Source organism: Salinimicrobium oceani (genome assembly GCF_012037645.1).
In genome coordinates this window covers 67,155-86,520 of sequence record NZ_JAAVJR010000003.1, presented here as the reverse complement: position 1 = coordinate 86,520, position 19,366 = coordinate 67,155, and the positions used below count along the sequence as shown (strand labels likewise).

Sequence of the window (19,366 nt, the reverse complement as noted above, 5' to 3'; positions counted from 1 at the left end):
TTCTGAAGTCTAACTAAAAATTAAACCCATGGAAATATCAGAAACTGGAGGGATCACCCGAAAAGCATTTTTAGAACAACTGGGATTTTTCGGAACAGGCCTGTTGTTTGCCGGAAGCCTTGGTGCGGCCGAATTCCTTTCTACAAGAACAAAAAGTCCAAAAAAGATCATTGTTTTAGGTGCAGGTCTTGCAGGCCTCGCTGCAGGCTGGAACTTGAAGGAAGCAGGTCATGATGTAGTTATCCTCGAGGCCAGAGACAGGCCTGGGGGAAAAGTTTCGACGCTACGAGAACCATTTGCAGCAGGACTTATAGCAGAAGAAGGTGCTGCGGCTTTTTCAAATTCGTATACCACTGCGCTTAAATTCATTGACCGATATGGCCTGGAAAAAGTTCCCTGGGCATTGCCCGAAAAGCCCGTGACTTACTTCCTTAACGGGAAACGCTTTGATGTAAAACCGGGAGAAAAGGTCACCTGGCCTTATGAGCTCACCAGCGAAGAGCAGGAATTAGGCCCTTTTGGCATCGTTCAGAAATACATTATCAACACCCTCCCCAAAGACATTAGGAACCCTTCAGCATGGAATGAAAGTCCGCTCCTTCATCTGGATCAGGAGTCCCTGGAATCTTATTTACAGGAGCAGGGAGCGAGCCCAGGGGCAATTCAGCTGATAAAGAACACTCAGTGGTTCGCAGCAGTCCCGGGAGAAACATCGGCTCTTGCCATGGCCGTATCAGATTTCGGACTTTTTATGGGAGATGTTCCCTTTACTCTAAAAGGTGGGAATGACCTCTTGCCTCGGGAAATGGCAAAGGAAATGCAGGACGATATTCATTACGAAATGCCTGTAGAAACCATACGTGACCTGGGTAGTGAAGTAGTGGTAAAGTCAAGGCAGGGCAAAGAATTCAAAGGAGACAAGGTGATCGTTGCGCTGCCTCTAAAAGTGCTCCAGAAGATCAATTTTTCACCGGCGCTATCCAGGGAGAAATCGGCAGCGATCAATGAGGTGCAGGTCCTCGACCTGGCCAGGGTCTTTCTTAAGCTTAAGGAGCCGGTGTGGTTTCAAAAAGGTCTTTCGGGACAGGCATTTACAGATCTCCCAATAGCACAATTGAACGCTTACGAGAACCCTGAAACTCCCTTATCAAATCCTGCAATACTTGAGAGCTTCCTGGCAGGAGAAGCAGCCAGAAATATTGGAGGAAGATCTAAGGATGAAATTGCAGAAATGATCCTTACCCATGCCGAGAAAGTACATCCTGGTGTAAAAAATAATTTCACTGAAGCTTATATCAAAAACTGGGTTACAGATGAATATTCACTTGGAGGACCATCATGGCCAGGACCAGGGACTATTACCAGTCATTTGGTAAATCTGCAGGTTCCCCAGGGTAATCTTCATTTTGCGGGGGAACATACCAGTATTTTGCGCAGTACCATGGAAGGAGCCCTAAGATCGGGCATGCGGGCAGCCAAAGAGATTCATGAGGCTTAGTCTGCTTCCACAAAGATCTTTCCAATAAAGTAGGTGCGGGCGTAGCCGGCAATCTCCACCCGTTCCTCTTTTTGCTTACAAAAAAGCTCTCCCCCACGTTCGGATATTTGTCTTGCTTTTAGCTCATCCTTCTGCAGTATCTCACTCCAGTAGGGCACCAGGGAACAGTGTGCAGATCCTGTAACGGGGTCTTCAAAAACTGATGCTCCCGGAGTAAAGAATCTGGATACAAAATCCCTGTCACGTCCCTGTGCGGTTACGATCACTCCTCCTGTTCCCAGCTCGAGCAGATCGAAATAGGTGCGGTCGATGACAATCTCTTCCACCTCCTTTTGGTCCCTGTACACCAGCACGTAATCTCTCGCTTTTAAAACTTCCCGGGGCTGTATGTTCAGGGAGCTTGCAAGCAGCTGAGGCAGCGTAGCAGCCGTAGGCCTTCTGGATGGCAGGTCGAGTATATAAAGGTCTCCCTGTTTTTTAACTGTGAGCTCTCCACTACGGGTCTCAAAAATGACATTTTTGACGGTACTTTTCCTAATCTCTTTTATTGCATGCGCGGCTGCCAATGTCGCATGTCCACACAGATCCATTTCCATTTCGGGAGTAAACCACCTAAGCTGAAATTTGTAACCCTGATCAACGAAAAATGCGGTTTCGGCCACTGCATTTTCCTGGGCGATCTTAAGGAGCAGGTCATCTTCCAGCCATTCTGAAAGTGGGACCACACAGGCTGGATTACCGCCAAATGGGCGATTAGTAAAGGCGTTTACCTGGTAAATATGTAGCTGCATTGTCTTTAGCTGTTTATAATGAGATGAATTTTAAGAATCTTTGTTGAGCTCTTGCATGACCTCAGAAAAAATCTGGTAAGAATTGATCCGGTCCCGGGGATCGTAAATATGTGATGCGACCATGACCTCATTGACTCCCGTTTCTTCAAGAAAGGCTTCAGTTTTTTGCTTTACTTCTGCTTTACTGCCAATAAAGGCGTACTTCAGCATTCTCTGGAAAGCAGGATTTGCGGCCACTTCCTTCAGTTCCGCAGTCATTTTAGTAGGTGGCTGCATATAATCAATATCGCCCGTCATAACGCCTAGCATTAGCCGCACCAAAGTAGTAGAAATATCTTCGGCTTTTTCAGAAGTGTTGGCGGCAATCACATTGATACAGCCAATAGTATAGGGTTTATCGAGGTATTTTGAAGGGGTGAATTTGTTGTAGTAAATATTCAGGGCTTCAAAAAGCTGAGCAGGTGCAAAATGGCTGGCGAAGGCATATGGCAGGCCTTTTTCGGCCGCTACGTGAGCACTGTCTGTACTAGATCCCAGAATATAAACGGGAACTTCGACCCCTTCTGCGACTGTGGCCCGCACTTTCGCCCTGCTGTTGGCTGCGGAAAAATACTGCTGAATTTCGCTCACTTCTTCGGGAAATTTATGAACTGCCTGCATCCTGTCACTGCGAATGGCGTGTGCTGTGACCTGATCTGTGCCGGGAGCTCGGCCTAAACCAAGATCAATTCGGCCGGGATAAAGGGAGCCAAGGGTACCGAACTGTTCAGCCACAATAAGCGGGGAATGGTTCGGCAGCATTATTCCGCCGCTGCCCACTCTTATTTTTTCTGTACCCCCTGCGATATATCCTATTAAGACTGAAGTAGCTGAACTTGCAATGCTTATCATATTATGATGCTCTGCGAGCCAGAACCGGTTATAACCCATTTTTTCCGCCTTTTGAGCCAGATCCAGGCTGTTCTCAAAAGTTTTTTGCACGGTAGATTGAGCTGCTACACTCGCCAATTCAAGGATAGAATAAGGAGTGGAGCGTTTTCTCTTTGACATAAGATCTCTTTTTTATCAAAGTTCGGAATTATGCAGAAAACCCTTCAGAGAAAAAGATCGAATTCCTCTATAGGGCAATGGGATCTCCAATCCGCATTTTTCACTGTAATGTCTGCTGATTTTCATCTACCCATTATTCTCTTTCCGCAACACCTCCAGCGGCGGACTTTTAATTACGCTTATACTGTTAGTAAGGCCTATCAACATCACCAGCAGGGTAATAGCGGGGAATAATACAAGGAACGGGAAGAGGGAAGGAGCAAAGGGAGCATTGAAAAGTAACCATGCCAGCAATTGGCTACTGATTAAAGACAGAAGAATTCCCGATAATCCTCCGAGTAATCCTAAATAAAGATATTCCAGCGCGAGGATCTTCAGGATCTGTCCGCTTCTGGCTCCCATGGTCCTCAATAATACGCTCTCCTTTATTCTCTGGAATTTACTGGTGCGAACGGCTCCCAGTAGTACAATGATCCCGGTAAAAATGCTGAAGAATGCCATAAAGTTGATGAGCCAGGCAATTTTGTTCAGAATATCCTCTACTACGCTTAAAATCTGCCTCAGGTCAAGAATTGAAATATTTGGAAATAGTTTTACAAGTTCCTGTTGCAGATCTGCTGAAGCTGTTTCATCCTGCACCTTTGCCGTGATCACCCTGAACTGCGGTGCTTCCTCGAGAATACCTGCCGGGAATACAATGGAGAAATTGGGTTGCAGCCTGCTCCAGTCTACGGTTCTAATGCTGCGAACTTCGGTATTCATTATTACGCCCTGCACATTAAATGAAATGGCATCTCCAATCTCAACCTCGGCGTCTTCAGCAAAATTGTCACTAACAGATATTGGAATGAGATCACGATCTTTGACCCTGGGAATCCATTCTCCCTGCGCAAGCACTTCAGAATCAATAAGATTATCCCGATACGTAACACGAAACTCATGGCTAAGGATCCACCCGTTAATATTGGAAGCAGAATCCTGCCTTATCTCATTGACATTTCTTCCTTCGATGCTTTGAACCCGCATGGTAACTATAGGTATATCGTCAAGAACTCGGTTCCCGCTAGTACTAATGACCTCGGAAACCTGTGATTCCTGCCCGGTCTGTACATCTAATAGGATCATATTGGGGCTGTTGCCCTGGGCATCAATCGAAGCCTGAGCCAGAAGAATATCTTTCGTAAAGTACAATGTGCTAATAAGGAAAGTGCCTACTCCAATAGCCAGGACCAGCGTAAGGGTCTGGTTTTGGGGTCTGAAGAGATTCTGCAAACTTTGCCTGGCAGGAAAGCCCCAGGTAGTAGGGAAATACCTCCGAATCATTTTGATGAATACTTTGGCCAGGCCTGCAAGGATTGAAAATGTAATGATGATCCCAAACACGAAGCCGAAGGAATATCGCCAGTCTTTTAGTAGCCAGAATGAAAACAGGAGAATGAAAAGGAAAATTCCTCCCAGGATACCTAACTCTGTCTTCCCTTTCTTTTTACCGGCATATTTCTGAACCCTTAAAGCCTGTAAAGGAGAGATATAAAGTGTGCCTGTGAGGGGAATAAGAGCAAAAAGCACAGACATTAAAATGCCCAGCAGCAAGCCCATGATAATGACCTCAAGAGAAAAGCTCATTTGAATATCTACTGGCAGGAGGTCTTCCAGGAGGTATGGAAAAAGTTGCTGCAGGAGGAGGCCGGTAATAGTTCCAATAAGGCCGCCAAAAAATCCCATCCCTGAGATTTGAAGCAGGTAGATCAGAAACGACTGTTTTTTGGTTGCCCCAAGACATTTTAAAACTGCAACAGATCGCAATTTTCCTTTAATGTAGATATTTATGGCACTTGCAATTCCCACACATCCAAGCAGCAACGCAATAAATGCTACGAGATTCAAAAATTTTCCGAAGTTTTCATATCTCCTGCCCAGGCGTTCACTGGTAGAGGTGTGCGTGTCAAGATCGGCATCAAAAGTATCAAGTACGGGATCAAGATCTGTGTCCAGTTTTTCAAGGTCCATGGCGGGGTCAGCCTTGAAATAGAACTCGTAATCAATGCGGCTGCCGGTCTGGATAAGGCCAGTTGCTTCTATAAGCCGGTAAGGAATGAGCGCTGGGGGAGCGATGGAGCTAAAAAAGGAATTACTGCCCGGAATATTTACCAGGGCGCCGGCTATGGGTAAGGTCACAGCACCAATTTTGATACTATCTCCGGGTTTCAGATCCAGTTGAAGCATGGTGGTGGCATCGAGTAATGCGACATCCTTCTGGTTCCAATCTTTTGCGGCCTGTGGTGGGTCTGTCTCGAGGTCCCCATAAAAGGGAAAACTTCCGGCAATTCCTCTAACCCTCACCAGTTTTGTTCCCTGGTTTCCTGGAAAGGCAGCCATCGACACAAAACCGATCTCCTTAGCCTGTGCACCTCCCAGAGAGTCCATGATCTCAAGAATTTCGGGCTCTGGGGGATCTTCCATATCGATCTTGAAATCTGCACCCATCATGGCTTTAGATTGCAACGCGATATTTTCCTTTAAGTTGACCCCAAAAGACTGAATGGAGACAACCGCAGCTATTCCCAGAATTATGGAAGCCATGAAAAGCACGAGCTTTCGGCTACTGGCTTTTCCATCCCTCCATGCCATTTTTAATAACCAGGAAAAGGAGGCCTGGGGTTTAGTTTTGTGCATCGGGCTCTAAGATTTTTCCGCCTTTGAGGCGAAGTACACGCTGAGTCATGTTAGCAAGTTCCAGGTCGTGAGTCACGATCACTAAAGTAGTGCCGGCTTCCCTGTTAAGTTCAAATAACAACTTGATCACCGTTTCGCCTGTTTCGGCGTCGAGATTTCCAGTAGGTTCGTCGGCAAAGAGAATCTCGGGGCGGTTTGAAAAGGCCCTGGCCACAGCTACCCGTTGTTGTTCCCCGCCCGATAATTGGGAGGGATAATGATCAAAGCGATCTCCCAGTCCTACTTTTTCGAGAAGTTCTTTAGCAACAGTTGCCGCATTTTTAGCTCCCTGTAATTCCAGGGGAACTGCAACGTTTTCAAGTGCGGTGAGCGTAGGTAGTAACTGAAAATCCTGGAACACGAATCCTACTTTTTGATTTCTTAGCACTGCCCGTTGATCTTCAGTTAGGGTGCTGAGCTCTGTTCCGCACAGCTCGATACTGCCCGAATTGGGCCGATCAAGACCGGCGCACAGTCCCAGGAGCGTTGTCTTGCCACTTCCCGAGGGGCCAACTATTGAAAAAGTCTCCTGCCTCTCAATATCAAAACTTATATCGTGCAATACAGTTAGCTTCCTGGAGCCGCTGGTATAGCTCTTCTCCAGGTTGCGCACGTTTAATATCTTTGTCATCTTTGGATTTGCTTTCAAAAAAGGCAAATTAAGAAATGATTTTTACTTCAAACCAGATGCCATGAGAAACCTCGTATTTTTACTCAGCTTGTTCATTTTTCTTTTTACTTCCTGTAAAGAATCTTCTCAAAAGGAGGTGGAAAATGAAGTTGAAGAAACTTCGGCCGAAGAAAATGATTCTGAAAATACTGAAAACAAAAAGACCATTCTCTTCTTTGGCGATAGTCTCACTGCAGCCATGGGACTTGATCCTTCTGAAGGTTATCCTGCAGAGATCCAGGAGAAGATCGATTCGATGGGCCTTAATTATGAAGTGGTAAATGCAGGTTTAAGTGGAGAAACCTCTGCCGGCGGAAAGAACAGGATCAACTGGATCCTCAACCAGGATGTGGATGTATTTGTACTGGAGCTGGGAGCAAATGATGGCTTGCGTGGCATTCCTGTAGCGGAGACCAAAAAGAATTTACAGGAGATCATTGATGTAGTGCGAGAGAAAAATCCCGAGGTGGAGATCCTTCTTGCAGGAATGCAGATCCCTCCAAACATGGGGCCCGAATATACTTCTGCTTTTCGCAATATTTTTCCATCCTTAGCTGAAGAAAATGATCTTTACCTGGTTCCCTTCCTTTTAGAAGGCGTGGCGGGAGTAGCAGCATTGAATCAACAGGATGGCATACATCCTACTGCCGAAGGTTATGAGATCGTAGCAGAAAATGTTTGGGAAGTACTTGCACCGGTGCTTAAGTCTAAAGAATAGGTGTCAAAAATGCCATTTTTGAGGCAGTATTAATGCGGATGATTTTCGGGATGAACTCCTTTGTCTATTTTTTCATCTGCCCATTCTTTTTCTTCATCATCGGGACATTCAGGTTCCCCGTTCATATCCTCATCTTTAGGATCGTAAACGAGCTTGATGAAGATCGGGAAATGGTCTGATCCCATTTTTCTAAGTCGTTTCAGCTTCTTAAGTAGAAAATCTGAGCTGTGGAAAACATGATCCAGCGGCCATCTGAAGATGGGATACTGAGCATGAAAAGTATTATAAAAGCCACGGCCTATTCGTGGATCCAGCAATCCGCTTAGGCTCATGAAAAGTTTGGTGGTACGAGACCAGGCCACATCGTTGAGGTCTCCAAAGACAAGGGTTGCTTTTCTTCCATTGATCTCTTTGCCTACAAGTAAAAGCTCGGCATCTCTATTGGTGGAAGTATCATCTTCAGAAGGGCTCGGGGGCTTCGGGTGAAGGCAATGAATATTGATCTTTTTGCCACTGCGTAACACTACCTTTCCATGAATGGAAGGGATTTCATCTGAGATCAGATATTTTATATCTATATCTACAAGCCCAAGTTTCGAATACAAATGCATTCCGTAGAGATTCTTCAGCGGAATCTTCACAGTATTGGGATATTCCTCTTCAATAACTTCCAGTGCTTTTTCCCATTCTGAATCACTTTCGAGCGTGAGGACCAGGTCAGGATTTTCCTTGTTAATAAGCTTGATCAGCTTTTTGTACTTATTATTAGTAGTAAGCACGTTACTCACGAGCACAGAAATCTGGTTTGCAGGATCTTTTCCGCGGAATTTCTGAACCTGCTTTGGAGAAAAAATGGTGTATGGAAAGATCTTGATCCCCTGGTAAACGAAGCTCAAGATGAGGAACAAAACGAGAACATATTCCCAGGTCGCATTAAATTCAAAAACACTAACTGTGTAAATGATCACAAAGAGGATGAGCGCACTAATTTGAAGGCGTGGAAAATCAAATCCTCTAACCCACCATTGATCAAATCTTGTAAGGGAGGCGACTGTTGGAAGTAAAGCAAAAAATCCCAATAGCAGGGCAGCAAGTTCTGGATAATCCATATTCATTTTTAGCAGGACTTGTCAAATATACAGGTTTGTAGGAAACAGCTCAAGGCATTTATGAATTGAAAGATCAAAAAATAATTCCAGAACTGGAATGGCAAATATTAAAATGCACTGTAAGAGCAGAAAACACGTGCTGTGCCTGAGAAAAGGAAGAAGATGATAAATCTTTAAAATGAAATTGAAATGTTAATTTTTTGTCTTTTTGAGCCTCAGATGTGGAAAACCGTAATTGGTCCTGAATCTTATGTCTTAACTTTGAATTAAGAAGAGAAGGATCAAAAAGATGTTTAAAAAGGTATTGGTCGCAGAAGATATTGACAGCATAAATTTAGCTGTTGGTGCCGTGCTTGAGAAACTTGCGGTAGACAAGGTGGAGCATGCGGAATATTGCGACAAGGCCTGGCTTCTTGCAAAAAAAAGCCATTCAGGAACAGGATCCTTTTCAGTTGCTCATTTGTGATCTTTCCTTTAAAAAAGATCATCACGAGGAAAAGATCAATTCTGGGAAAGAATTGATCAACCGCTTAAAACAGGAAGATCCCAATTTAAAGGTTCTTGTGAATACCATAGAAGACCATCCTCATACTGTTAGAAGCTTGTGGAATACGGGCCAGATCGATGGTTACGTATGCAAGGACAGGCAGGGCATGCGTGACCTGCAGGAAGCAATACTCGCTTTAAATAACGGCCAACAGTACAATTCGGGAAGCATCAATGCTATCCTTACCAAAGAAAATGTGCTTTCCCTGGGCAATTGGGAAATGGAATTGATCAATGCCATTGCAAAGGGGCTGACTCAGGAGGAGATTCAGGAGAGCTTCAAAAATCGCGGGATCGTTCCAAGTAGTAAAAGTTCAATTGAAAAACGACTTAAAGAGCTTAGGGAGGAATTTGGTGCAAACACCACTCCTCACCTCATTGGGATCCTGAAGGATCTAAAGCTCATATAAATTTAGACAAAACCGCCTTCACTTACTGTACTTTCCGAGAATGTAGGGTAATCGGGAAGAAACATAGGGAGGCGGTTCGTCTATTCTACTTCCTTATTGCAATTTTAAATCCAAAAGAAACTTTCGTCTAAAACATCAGCCATCTTCAGGCTATGCTTCCAATTGTCTTCAATAATTATATTTGAGGAAAATTAGATCTCGGCTGCATTGTGAAATGAGATCTTAAAGCAGGTACCTTTATCTGGTTCACTTGAAACAGTGATCTGCGCATCGTGTTCTTCCAGAATATTCTTGACCGAACTCAGTCCCACCCCCAGACCATTTTCTTTTTTCGAATAGAAGGCTTCAAACAAGTGCTCAATTTCACTTTCTTCCATTCCGTGGCCATTATCCTTGATACTCAGAATATATTCTGTTCCCCTGGTTTCGATATCAATTTCTATGATCCCTTCTCCGGGAGTAGTTGCCTCACTTGCGTTCACAATTATGTTCAACAAAGCGATCTGCAGTTTCTCTTTATCGGCCATGACGGTGTAATTGCCGCCGTAATTCTTTACTACCTTTATTCCTGAAAGATATATCCTGTCTGAAGCATTTGAGATGGTATTGTCAAGTATTTCTGAAAGATCCTGCTTTTCAAGAATTGCAGGTGTATAATTGGCTGCATTCAAAAGGTTGCTTACCAGATTATTTAAGGTCTTTGTACTTCTTTTCAGGATCTCAAAATACGGTTTGAGTTCTTCTTTCTGCGCTTCAGGAATCTTCTGGCTCATTACTTCCCCTACCATTCCAATGCTTGCCAATGGATTTCTCAATTCATGTGCAAAAGTACGGGCCAATTCCCCCTGTATAGAAAGCTTTTCGGCTTTTAAGAGCGCTCTCTGGGTCTGTTTTTGTTCCGAAATGTTTCTAACTAGCAGCACATACTCATCTACCCAGGTCTCGTCGCGACGCAGAAAGACCTTTCCTCTTACGTTGAACCATTCCCAGGTCACGCCACTTAACTTCAGCCGAAGTTCAATATCGTAGATCTGGTCATTTGAAGATTTTAAAAGCTTCTTGTGAAGGTCGAGCATCTTCTCCCGGTCTCTTGGATGTATGAAGGGCAAAATTTCGGCAAGACCAAGGCTCTGCACCCTTTCTTTGGTAATACCCGCCTGTGGCAGGAGGTCTTTGTTGATATATTTTACCTTAAAGCTGTTGAGGTCCACGATCATGATCACCTCGGGGGTGGTCTCTACCAGTTCCTTTTTAAACTTCAGGGAATCTTTTAAAGCTTCTCCTTCTAATTTTACTTTGGTGATATCCTCAATAGTGGTAATGATAAGATCACGATTACTACGTGCGGTAACACGGAACCAGTTATTATAACCTTCTTGGGCGAAAAAGAATTCTTCATCAAAAGGTTCACCGGTTTCCATCACCTTTTTATAGGCGTCAAAAATGCCCATTTCCATTCCGTATTTTGAGACATCAGTATACCGGCTTCCTATCACATCCTGCTGTAGATACATTTCCCGAATCACCTTGTTCACCCTTGCAAATTCGAAGTCGGCTATAGATCCATCTTCGGCATATATGGTACGAAGTACTGCAATTCCAAGATTGGTAGTGTCGAATACCGTTTGGAGCAATTCTTTTGATTCGCGAAGATGATCCTGATTTCTTACCAGTTCTTCCTGCATTTTTTCTTCACTCGCCTTTCCTTCAGTAATATTTCTGAAAAGAAACGCGACCTGCCGACTTTTATCTGCACCTACTTTAAAGGCATACAGGTCAAACCATTCTCCAAGGCTTTTGGATTTCTCCTGAAACCTGACTGGCTTTCCTGTAACCGCAACTTCTCCAATTTTTTTGAGCATACTGCGGGAGTAGCCGGGCAGGATCTCACTTACAGTTTTCCCTACAACATTCTTTAAATTAGCCTGCTTTTCGTAAGAAGGATTAGTCTTCAGGAACAGAAAATCTATGGCTTCTCCTTCAGGAGAATATATAACATCTACAAGGGCGAACGCCTCATCTAAGGACTCCAGCAAATGCTCATACTCATTCCTAAGAAAATTCACTTTCTCATGATCTTCTTCTGGTCTGGATTTGTCTGGTGTTCTAATGGCCAGAGACAGGACCATTTCCTCCTCCCCCTGTTTGTACGGTCGGCATCGAAAGTTGAAGCTTTCCCAGGTCCCATTTCCTTTTCTTAAGCGGAGGATGCATTGCTTTTCCTCTCCTTCTTTTAAAGAGGAGATCAATTTTCTGAAAACTTCCAGATCTTCAGAATGCACCACCTCATTGATGAATTTTCCTTTAAGTTCCTGGGGACACTTTCCTGTAAAGACGAGGGCTGGAAAATTGATGTACTGAACAGATAGATCCTGCTTCCCTAAAGTGAAGAGAAACTGTTGATCTATAAGAAGGTCATAACTTAATGTAGATGATTCGGGCAACATCATTTATACATTTAAAGTATTAAAGAACACCTGGTAAAAGGAAGTAGATTGCAAGCAGTGAAGATAGGATATTTTTTGAAAATATTAACCATTTCCTGTTCCCTTACAAACAAACTGAATAACAGGAAAAAAGTACTTTAAAACTGCATTTTTTGAAGCTATTGAAAGCCTTTACTTTGTGTTAGGAAAGTGTATTTAAGAGGAGTCTCCTAAGGCCAAATAAAATTAAAACGACCATCCTGGAGATTTAGATTAAACCTCCTGCAATTAAAAAAGTCTTAGGTAGGATCATGATCCTTAAAGCTCATTCAACATTCCATATAATATACCCGCTTAATGAAAACTAAACATTTTATTTACACCTTTTTACTTGTAGGTCTGGTGGTTTTGATCGTCTACAGGATCAATGCCAATAACGAAGCAAAATCTACTGCCGGCCCCAGGTCGCAGGGAAATGCAACCGTAAGTGGAATGGTATTGGTTCCGCAAAATTTCGCTGAGAATTTGTCACTTTCGGGTTCTCTGGAAGCGAATGAGCAAGTGGAGCTTCGCAGTGAAATTTCGGGTGTAGTGGAACAGATAAATTTTAAGGAAGGCAGCAAAGTATCAAAGGGACAGGTTCTTTTTAAGGTAAATGACCTGGAACTGCGGGCGCAACTTGCGAAAATAAGAACTGCTGAGAAACTGGCTGCAGAAAATGAAAGAAGAGCGCAGCTTTTACTGGAAAAAGAAGCCATTAGTCAGCAGGAATATGACCTGGCATTAGCCAATCTGCAATCGGCAAGAGCCGAGTCGCAGCTCATTGCAGCCCAGCTGGCAAAGGCCACCGTAAAAGCGCCTTTTTCCGGCACTATAGGACTGCGTTATATTTCAGAAGGCACCTATATCACCCCTGCAACCTCTATTGCAAACCTGGTTGATCTCGATGCCCTCAAACTTACCTTTTCCATTCCCGAAAAATATTCTTCTCAGGTAAAAATAGGTTCAGAGATCAGTTTTACGACCTCGGGATCTTCAGAAAAGCATCTTGCGAAAATATATGCCATAGAACCGGGAGTTGATGTGGCTACGCGCAGCCTCAAAATGAGAGCAGTTGCAAAGAATTCAGAAGGCAGGCTTATTCCCGGAACTTTTGCTAATGTGAATTTACCACTTGCAGCGGTTGATGATGCATTAATGGTGCCTACCGAGTCCTTAATCCCTATTCAGAACGGGAAGAAGATCTTCGTTGCTGAAGGAGGCCTTGCCAGAGAAGTGGAAGTGCAAACCGGGGCGAGAACAGAGAACCTGGTGAGGGTCATTTCGGGACTCAAACCCGGCGACACTATCCTTACTTCGGGCGTGATGATCTTAAAAAATGGAGCTCCTGTAAAAGTGGAGCTGCGTCAACCTGTTGCTAATTCAAGATCCTAATGAGTTTATCTTCTTTAAGTATTAAACGGCCTGTACTTACGATCGTGATGAATATCGCGATCGTACTTTTCGGTGTTATTGGCTTCACCTATCTTGGGGTGAGAGAATTTCCTTCCATAGATCCTGCAATTATATCGGTTAGAACGAACTATACCGGTGCGAACCCCGATATTATTGAAAGCCAGATCACTGAACCCCTGGAGAAAGAGATCAATTCGATAGACGGTATAAGAAATATAAGTTCCACCAGCAGCCAGGGTTCAAGTAACATTAATATTGAATTCAATCTGGATAAAGACCTGGAGGCTGCGGCCAATGATGTGCGAGATAAGGTGTCTCGTGCTGTGCGAAGACTGCCGCAGGATATTGATGCGCCCCCGGTGGTATCTAAAGCCGATGCCGATTCCCAGCCCATCATTGCAATGACGGTTCAAAGTGATGAAAAGAATGTCCTGGAATTAAGTGATTATGCCGAAAATGTGATTGCACCTAGATTGCAAACCATTCCCGGCGTAAGCAGCGTACAGATTTGGGGCCAACGGCGTTATGCCATGAGACTTTGGATAGACCCTGTGAAGCTTGCGTCGTATGGTGCTACAGTGGCCGACGTGAGGGCAGCTCTAAGCGCTCAGAATGTCGAATTACCTACCGGAAAACTTACAGGATCAAATACAGAACTGGCGGTAAAAACTCTAGGTAACCTCACCACCGAAGAAGAATTCAATAACATCATCATCAGGGCCGAAGGCGATAATCTGGTAAGATTCAAAGACGTTGGCTCTGCAGCTCTTGAGGCTGAAAACCTGGAAACAAAATTAAGCGATTCGGGCCAGGAAATGGTTTCAATGGTGATCATTCCGCAGCCAGGCACTAACTATCTTGACATTGCCGATGCTTTTTATGAGCAATATGACCTGCTGCAAAAGGACCTGCCACAGGACTTCAAGCTTAATATAGCATTTGATAATACCACCTTCGTAAAAAAGTCGGTGACCGAAGTGGTGGAAACCCTAGCTATTGCCATTATCCTCGTGATCCTGGTCATCTATCTGTTTTTCAGAAACTGGTCTATCGCTCTGCGTCCTCTAATTGATATCCCCGTTTCTCTTATAGCCACATTCTTCATAATGTGGATGTTCGGGTATTCCATTAATGTGTTGACGCTGCTCGCCATTGTGCTTGCTACGGGTCTCGTGGTCGATGACGGGATTGTAGTTACAGAAAATATCTATAAAAAGGTGGAGGAGGGGATGAGCCCCATTCAGGCAGCAATCAAGGGTTCAAATGAGATCTTTTTTGCTGTGATCTCCATTTCGGTGACGCTGGCGGCAGTGTTCCTGCCAGTGATCTTTCTTGAAGGTTTTGTGGGGAGGCTGTTCAGGGAGTTTGGAGTGGTACTGGCCGCTGCAGTATTGATCTCAGCCTTTGTAGCCTTAACGCTTACACCAATGCTCAATGCCTACCTGATGAAACCAGGAAAGCAGAACAACTCAAAATTTTACAATTTTACAGATAAATATTTCGTCAAAATGAACCGAAGCTATGCAGCCTCACTTCGGGATTTCATGGACAAAAAGTGGCTGAGTTTTCCCATTTTAGGAATCTGTTTAATAGCCTCGGTTGTGTTTTACAACCTCTTGCAAAAAGAAACTGCGCCATATGAAGATCGTAGCTTTTTAAGCATTAGTGCTTCGGCACCCGAGGGCGCTTCTTACGAATATATGGATCGTTTTATGAATGAGCTTACCCAGCTTATCAATGATTCTATTCCAGAGAAAAAGGTGAGCCTTATCATTACCTCGCCAGGCTGGGGATCGGGTTCTGTCAACAGTGGCTTCGGAAGGATTGCCCTTGTAGATCCTTCGGAAAGAGAACGGTCTCAGGATGAAATTGCCACAGATCTTAATTCCTGGACAAAACAATTCCCCGGCGCCCGAACAAACGTAAGTCAAAGCCCCACGATTGCTGTCAACAGGCGGGGAGGAATGCCTATACAATACATCATTCAGGCACAGAATTTCGAACAACTGGAAGTAAATATTCCCAGGTTCATGGAAGAGGTAGAAAAAGATCCTACTTTCTCAAACTCCGACCTCAATTTGAAATTCAACAAGCCAGAGATCTATGTAAATATAGACAGAGAAAAAGCGCAAACCATGGGGGTATCTGTTCTTGATGTTGCGCAAACCCTGCAACTGGCATTGAGTGGACAGCGCTTTGGCTATTTTATGATGAATGGGAAACAGTACCAGGTGATGGGACAGTTCGATAAGAAAGACAGGGATGAACCGGTTGATCTCACTTCCATGTTCGTAAGAAACCGCGATGGACAGCTCATTCAGCTCGATAACCTGGTCACTACAGAAGAACAAAGCAGCCCTCCTGCGCTTTACCACAATAACCGTTACATGAGCGCAACGGTTTCTGCCAGCCTGGCGCCCGGAATGAGTATGGGAGATGGGATAGCAGCTATGGAAAGCATAAGGGAAAAAGTACTTGATGAAACTTTCACTACAGACCTGGGCGGAGAATCAAGGGACTTTGTTGAGAGCAGCTCTAATACAATGTTTGCGTTCTTACTGGCCCTGCTGCTCATTTTTCTTTTACTGGCAGCACAATTTGAAAGCTTTATTGATCCTTTGATCATTATTTTAACAGTGCCTATGGCAGTGGCAGGAGCTCTCTTCAGCTTATGGCTCACAGGGCAGACCTGGAATATCTTTAGCCAGATAGGAACGGTGATGCTCATTGGTCTGGTGACCAAAAATGGTATTTTGATCGTTGAATTTGCAAATCAGTTAAGGGAACAGGGAGTTCCAAAACTTGAAGCAATTCTAAAAGCTTCAGAATCGAGACTCAGGCCTATCTTAATGACCAGTTTGACCATTGCACTTGGGGCAATGCCTATTGCAGTAGCCTTTGGAGCTGCTTCTACCAGCAGGATAGGAATGGGAGTAGTGATCATTGGTGGAACCATGTTTTCTCTTATTCTTACACTGTTCATTATTCCTGCTGTTTATTATTTGTGGGCTAAAGAGAAGAAGCACAGGCCGGAATTGGACGAGCTCAATGCAGTTGAAAATTCAAAAACCCACATTCCCGAACCTCTTTTACATGAATAAGATATCTATTGTCCTCCTGTTATTTTTGATGAATCTAACATTGAATGCACAGGAAAAGCTAACAGCCGAGGAAGCCATTCGCATCGCTCTTTCTAACAACTACGCCATCGAAATAGCACGGAATGAACTGGAAATTGACAGTAAAGCCGTGAGTTTGGGAAATGCAGGAATGCTGCCTTCTATAGGCCTTACTGCAAACAGCAATAACAGTATACAATCGACCCGACAAACCCGTGCTTCAGGCGACATCATTGAAGTAGACAATGCAAAGAACAACAACATAAGTTATGGTGCGGTTGCCGACTGGACCCTGTTTGACGGGTTTAGGATGTTTGCACGTTACGATCAGCTCAAAGAACTGGAAAAACTTGGGGAAGCCGAATTACAACAAACCCTGCTTTCGAGAGTAAGCGATGTCTTGATCACCTATTATGATCTCGTGCAACAGCAACAGCAGCTCGCTGCCCTTGACAGCACAAGGGTAATTTCGGAACAAAGGCTGGAGCTGGCACAGAATCGATTTACCATTGGAAGATCCTCTAAACTGGAGGTACTTAATGCCCAGGTAGACTTGAATAGTGATCGCACTACGATCTTGAGACAACAGGAACTGCATAGAAATACCAAGATAAGATTGAATGAACTTCTTGCCCGAAATCCTGCTACGCCCTTTTTTGTTGAGGAAGACATAGCAGTAGATAATGATCTACTACTTCCAGATCTTGAGCAGCGCGCAAAGGAGCAGAATCCAGCCTTGCTGGCACAGGTCATTAACAGGAACATCACAGAACTGGAGCTAAAGCAGGTAAAGGCAGGAAGATATCCACGTATTACAGCCAATACAGGTTATATATTTTCCAGAAATGAATCTCCCGTGGGATTCACCACCTTTGGGAGAACAGAAGGTTTTAACTATGGGTTTACTGCCAGAATGAATCTCTTTGAAGGTTTTAACCAGAACAGGAATGAAAAGATGATGCGACTGGAACTGGAAAACAGTGAGCTTGCCGTTGAAGAATTTTCACTATCGCTGCAGGCGCAGATTCATACTGCTTATCAAACTTACCTTACCAATTTAGAATTGATGCAGCTGGAAAGGGAGAATGAAGCAATAGCCAGGCAGAACCTCGAGATCACTCTTGAAAAATATCGAATTGGAACTATTCCCACTATTGAATTCAGAACCGCTCAACTCAATTACATCAATGCCAGAGTGAGGCACAGTAACGCCATTTTTGAGGCCAAACTTTCTGAGATCACCCTTAAAGAACTGACTGGACAGTTGAGCCTGGAAAATTAACAGAAGCAGTCTGAAATTCTTTTTACAGAATCCTGGATCTCAGGTCCAAAAATGTGATTTCTGAAGCGTTTTTTTTCCTCTACTCCTGAAAGATCACTAGCCCGTTCAATCAGATTTTTGCTTAATTTCAGGAGATTAAATCCATACCATGAAATTGGAGGCGGCATCTAAGGAGGCTGCGGTTCCTTCCCGGTCTCTTTGGCATGAGCTGAAGAATGCGATACGTGGAACCGAAGCAGATTATACGAAGATCGATCTTCGCCGCGCCATCTTTTTGCTCGGCGTTCCCATGATCCTGGAGCTGGTGATGGAATCGACCTTTGCCGTGGTAGACATTTTCTTTGTAGGGAAGCTTGGAGCATCAGCCGTTGCCACAGTAGGTCTCACCGAAACCTATCTTTTTTTACTATACGCAATAGGAATGGGGCTGTCAATGGCCGTAACTGCTGTAGTTGCAAGACGGGTGGGAGAACAAAACCATCTCGACGCCGGGAGTTCAGCAGTTCAATCGATTTTTTTGGCGCTGCTGGCCGCCGCTCCATTTGCAATAGCCGGTATATTCTTTTCTCCTGAATTGCTGCAACTCATGGGAGCAGATCAATGGGTGATCGAATCTGGTTATGTCTATACGCAATGGATGCTGGGTGGAAATGCGGTGATCATGTTGCTGTTCGTGATCAATGCGATCTTCAGGGGAGCGGGAGATGCTTCTATTGCAATGTGGATCCTGCTAATCTCCAACGGACTTAATATTATCCTGGATCCTTTACTGATCTTTGGCTGGGGTCCGGTTCCGGCATTTGGAATTGAAGGGGCAGCCATTGCCACCACTACCGGCCGGGGCGTAGGGGTTCTGGTACAGCTCTGGATCTTATTCCGTGGGGGCAAACACATAAAGATCCTGCTTTCGCAGATCAAATGGCACGCCGCTGATATGGCTGTGATCTTCAGAACTTCTCTAGGCGGAGTGAGCCAGATGGTCATTTCCATGACGTCATGGATATTCTTAATGCGAATCCTGGCAGGGGTGGGAAGTGAAGCTGTAGCCGGGGCAACTATTGCGCTAAGGATCATGATGTTCACAATGATGCCGGCCTTCGGACTTTCTAATGCAGCTGCGACGCTGGTGGGGCAGAACCTGGGTGCTCAAGATCCGGAACGGGCTGAAGCGTCGATCTGGAAAATAGGCCTTTACACAATGTTCTTTCTGGTGGGTGTGTCTTTTATATATTTCTTTTTCAATGAAGAATTGATGCAGATCTTTACCAATGATTCCCAGGTCATTTCCGTGGGTGGGGAATGGCTTGAGATCCTTTCTTACTCGTATTTTGTGTATGGCTGGTGGATGGTCACTACCCAGGCTTTTAACGGGGCTGGAGATACAAAAACTCCCACTAAGATCAATCTTGTTTTTTTCTGGCTTTTGCAGATCCCGTTGGCATACTACCTTGCGCTCGAACTGGACTGGCAGGAATCTGGAGTTTTCTGGGCGGTATTTTTTTCTGAAACTGCTGCGGGTTTATTTACACTTTGGTTGTTTACAAAAGGAAAATGGAAGAAATTCCAGGTATAGCAGG

General features: G+C 44.4%; 14 protein-coding genes. 8 read left to right on the top strand and 6 right to left on the bottom strand.

Annotated elements, in window-relative coordinates; all coding sequences use genetic code 11:
• Positions 1 to 28: 28 nt before the first annotated feature.
• Positions 29 to 1,498: a flavin monoamine oxidase family protein gene (locus HC175_RS06155; protein WP_168137617.1), complete on the top strand. Its 1,470-nt coding sequence runs from the start codon at positions 29 to 31 to the stop codon at positions 1,496 to 1,498.
• Here the strand turns inward: HC175_RS06155 and HC175_RS06150 are convergent.
• From HC175_RS06150 to HC175_RS06135, 4 genes are all read right to left on the bottom strand, one after another.
• Positions 1,495 to 2,289, bottom strand: a complete 795-nt coding sequence (locus HC175_RS06150; RefSeq protein ID WP_168137616.1) for a PhzF family phenazine biosynthesis protein — start codon at positions 2,287 to 2,289, stop codon at positions 1,495 to 1,497. The genes HC175_RS06155 and HC175_RS06150 overlap by 4 nt on opposite strands.
• A gap of 30 nt (positions 2,290 to 2,319) precedes the next feature.
• Entirely contained in the window at positions 2,320 to 3,339 is a 1,020-nt protein-coding gene (locus HC175_RS06145) for an LLM class flavin-dependent oxidoreductase (protein ID WP_168137615.1), read from the bottom strand.
• Between the two features lie 126 nt (positions 3,340 to 3,465).
• Entirely contained in the window at positions 3,466 to 6,015 is a 2,550-nt protein-coding gene (locus HC175_RS06140; RefSeq protein WP_235942539.1) for an ABC transporter permease, read from the bottom strand.
• Entirely contained in the window at positions 6,002 to 6,685 is a 684-nt protein-coding gene (locus tag HC175_RS06135; RefSeq protein ID WP_168137613.1) for an ABC transporter ATP-binding protein, read from the bottom strand. The genes HC175_RS06140 and HC175_RS06135 overlap by 14 nt, the downstream gene beginning before the upstream one ends.
• 61 nt (positions 6,686 to 6,746) lie before the next feature.
• Between HC175_RS06135 and HC175_RS06130 the strand changes: the two genes are divergently transcribed.
• Complete coding sequence (locus tag HC175_RS06130) at positions 6,747 to 7,442, top strand: arylesterase (RefSeq protein WP_168137612.1); 696 nt, start codon at positions 6,747 to 6,749, stop codon at positions 7,440 to 7,442.
• A gap of 29 nt (positions 7,443 to 7,471) precedes the next feature.
• Here HC175_RS06130 and HC175_RS06125 read toward each other — a convergent pair whose 3' ends face one another.
• Entirely contained in the window at positions 7,472 to 8,551 is a 1,080-nt protein-coding gene (locus tag HC175_RS06125; RefSeq protein ID WP_168137611.1) for an endonuclease/exonuclease/phosphatase family protein, read from the bottom strand.
• Positions 8,552 to 8,840: 289 nt separating this feature from the next.
• Between HC175_RS06125 and HC175_RS24150 the strand changes: the two genes are divergently transcribed.
• Both HC175_RS24150 and HC175_RS06120 read left to right on the top strand, forming a co-directional pair.
• A complete protein-coding gene (locus tag HC175_RS24150; RefSeq protein WP_235942538.1) occupies positions 8,841 to 9,017 on the top strand; it encodes a hypothetical protein in 177 nt (58 codons plus the stop codon).
• Positions 8,965 to 9,507, top strand: coding sequence for a helix-turn-helix transcriptional regulator (locus tag HC175_RS06120; RefSeq protein WP_235942537.1), 543 nt, complete (start codon positions 8,965 to 8,967; stop codon positions 9,505 to 9,507). The genes HC175_RS24150 and HC175_RS06120 overlap by 53 nt, the downstream gene beginning before the upstream one ends.
• Before the next feature lie 191 nt (positions 9,508 to 9,698).
• On the opposite strand, the gene HC175_RS06115 is transcribed toward HC175_RS06120, so the two are convergent.
• Positions 9,699 to 11,957, bottom strand: a complete 2,259-nt coding sequence (locus HC175_RS06115) for an ATP-binding protein (protein WP_168137610.1) — start codon at positions 11,955 to 11,957, stop codon at positions 9,699 to 9,701.
• A gap of 333 nt (positions 11,958 to 12,290) precedes the next feature.
• Between HC175_RS06115 and HC175_RS06110 the strand changes: the two genes are divergently transcribed.
• The 4 genes from HC175_RS06110 to HC175_RS06095 all read left to right on the top strand — a co-directional run bounded on the left by HC175_RS06110 (position 12,291) and on the right by HC175_RS06095 (position 19,362).
• Positions 12,291 to 13,367, top strand: coding sequence for an efflux RND transporter periplasmic adaptor subunit (locus tag HC175_RS06110; RefSeq protein ID WP_168137609.1), 1,077 nt, complete (start codon positions 12,291 to 12,293; stop codon positions 13,365 to 13,367).
• Positions 13,367 to 16,489, top strand: coding sequence for an efflux RND transporter permease subunit (locus HC175_RS06105; protein WP_168137608.1), 3,123 nt, complete (start codon positions 13,367 to 13,369; stop codon positions 16,487 to 16,489). The genes HC175_RS06110 and HC175_RS06105 overlap by 1 nt, the downstream gene beginning before the upstream one ends.
• Positions 16,482 to 17,789 (top strand): TolC family protein, encoded by a 1,308-nt coding sequence (locus HC175_RS06100; protein WP_168137607.1) that lies wholly within the window; start codon positions 16,482 to 16,484, stop codon positions 17,787 to 17,789. Before HC175_RS06105 ends, HC175_RS06100 begins: the two co-directional genes overlap by 8 nt.
• 148 nt (positions 17,790 to 17,937) lie before the next feature.
• Positions 17,938 to 19,362: an MATE family efflux transporter gene (locus HC175_RS06095; protein ID WP_168137606.1), complete on the top strand. Its 1,425-nt coding sequence runs from the start codon at positions 17,938 to 17,940 to the stop codon at positions 19,360 to 19,362.
• Positions 19,363 to 19,366 lie beyond the last annotated feature (4 nt).

What these genes read in the sequence shown, in the direction of transcription:
- HC175_RS06155 (WP_168137617.1), top strand. Translation starts at nt 29, where the DNA reads ATGGAAATATCAGAAACTGGAGGGATCACCCGAAAAGCATTTTTAGAA.
- HC175_RS06150 (WP_168137616.1), bottom strand. Translation starts at nt 2,289, where the DNA reads ATGCAGCTACATATTTACCAGGTAAACGCCTTTACTAATCGCCCATTT.
- HC175_RS06145 (WP_168137615.1), bottom strand. Translation starts at nt 3,339, where the DNA reads ATGTCAAAGAGAAAACGCTCCACTCCTTATTCTATCCTTGAATTGGCG.
- HC175_RS06140 (WP_235942539.1), bottom strand. Translation starts at nt 6,015, where the DNA reads ATGCACAAAACTAAACCCCAGGCCTCCTTTTCCTGGTTATTAAAAATG.
- HC175_RS06135 (WP_168137613.1), bottom strand. Translation starts at nt 6,685, where the DNA reads ATGACAAAGATATTAAACGTGCGCAACCTGGAGAAGAGCTATACCAGC.
- HC175_RS06130 (WP_168137612.1), top strand. Translation starts at nt 6,747, where the DNA reads ATGAGAAACCTCGTATTTTTACTCAGCTTGTTCATTTTTCTTTTTACT.
- HC175_RS06125 (WP_168137611.1), bottom strand. Translation starts at nt 8,551, where the DNA reads ATGGATTATCCAGAACTTGCTGCCCTGCTATTGGGATTTTTTGCTTTA.
- HC175_RS24150 (WP_235942538.1), top strand. Translation starts at nt 8,841, where the DNA reads ATGTTTAAAAAGGTATTGGTCGCAGAAGATATTGACAGCATAAATTTA.
- HC175_RS06115 (WP_168137610.1), bottom strand. Translation starts at nt 11,957, where the DNA reads ATGATGTTGCCCGAATCATCTACATTAAGTTATGACCTTCTTATAGAT.
- HC175_RS06110 (WP_168137609.1), top strand. Translation starts at nt 12,291, where the DNA reads ATGAAAACTAAACATTTTATTTACACCTTTTTACTTGTAGGTCTGGTG.
- HC175_RS06105 (WP_168137608.1), top strand. Translation starts at nt 13,367, where the DNA reads ATGAGTTTATCTTCTTTAAGTATTAAACGGCCTGTACTTACGATCGTG.
- HC175_RS06100 (WP_168137607.1), top strand. Translation starts at nt 16,482, where the DNA reads ATGAATAAGATATCTATTGTCCTCCTGTTATTTTTGATGAATCTAACA.
- HC175_RS06095 (WP_168137606.1), top strand. Translation starts at nt 17,938, where the DNA reads ATGAAATTGGAGGCGGCATCTAAGGAGGCTGCGGTTCCTTCCCGGTCT.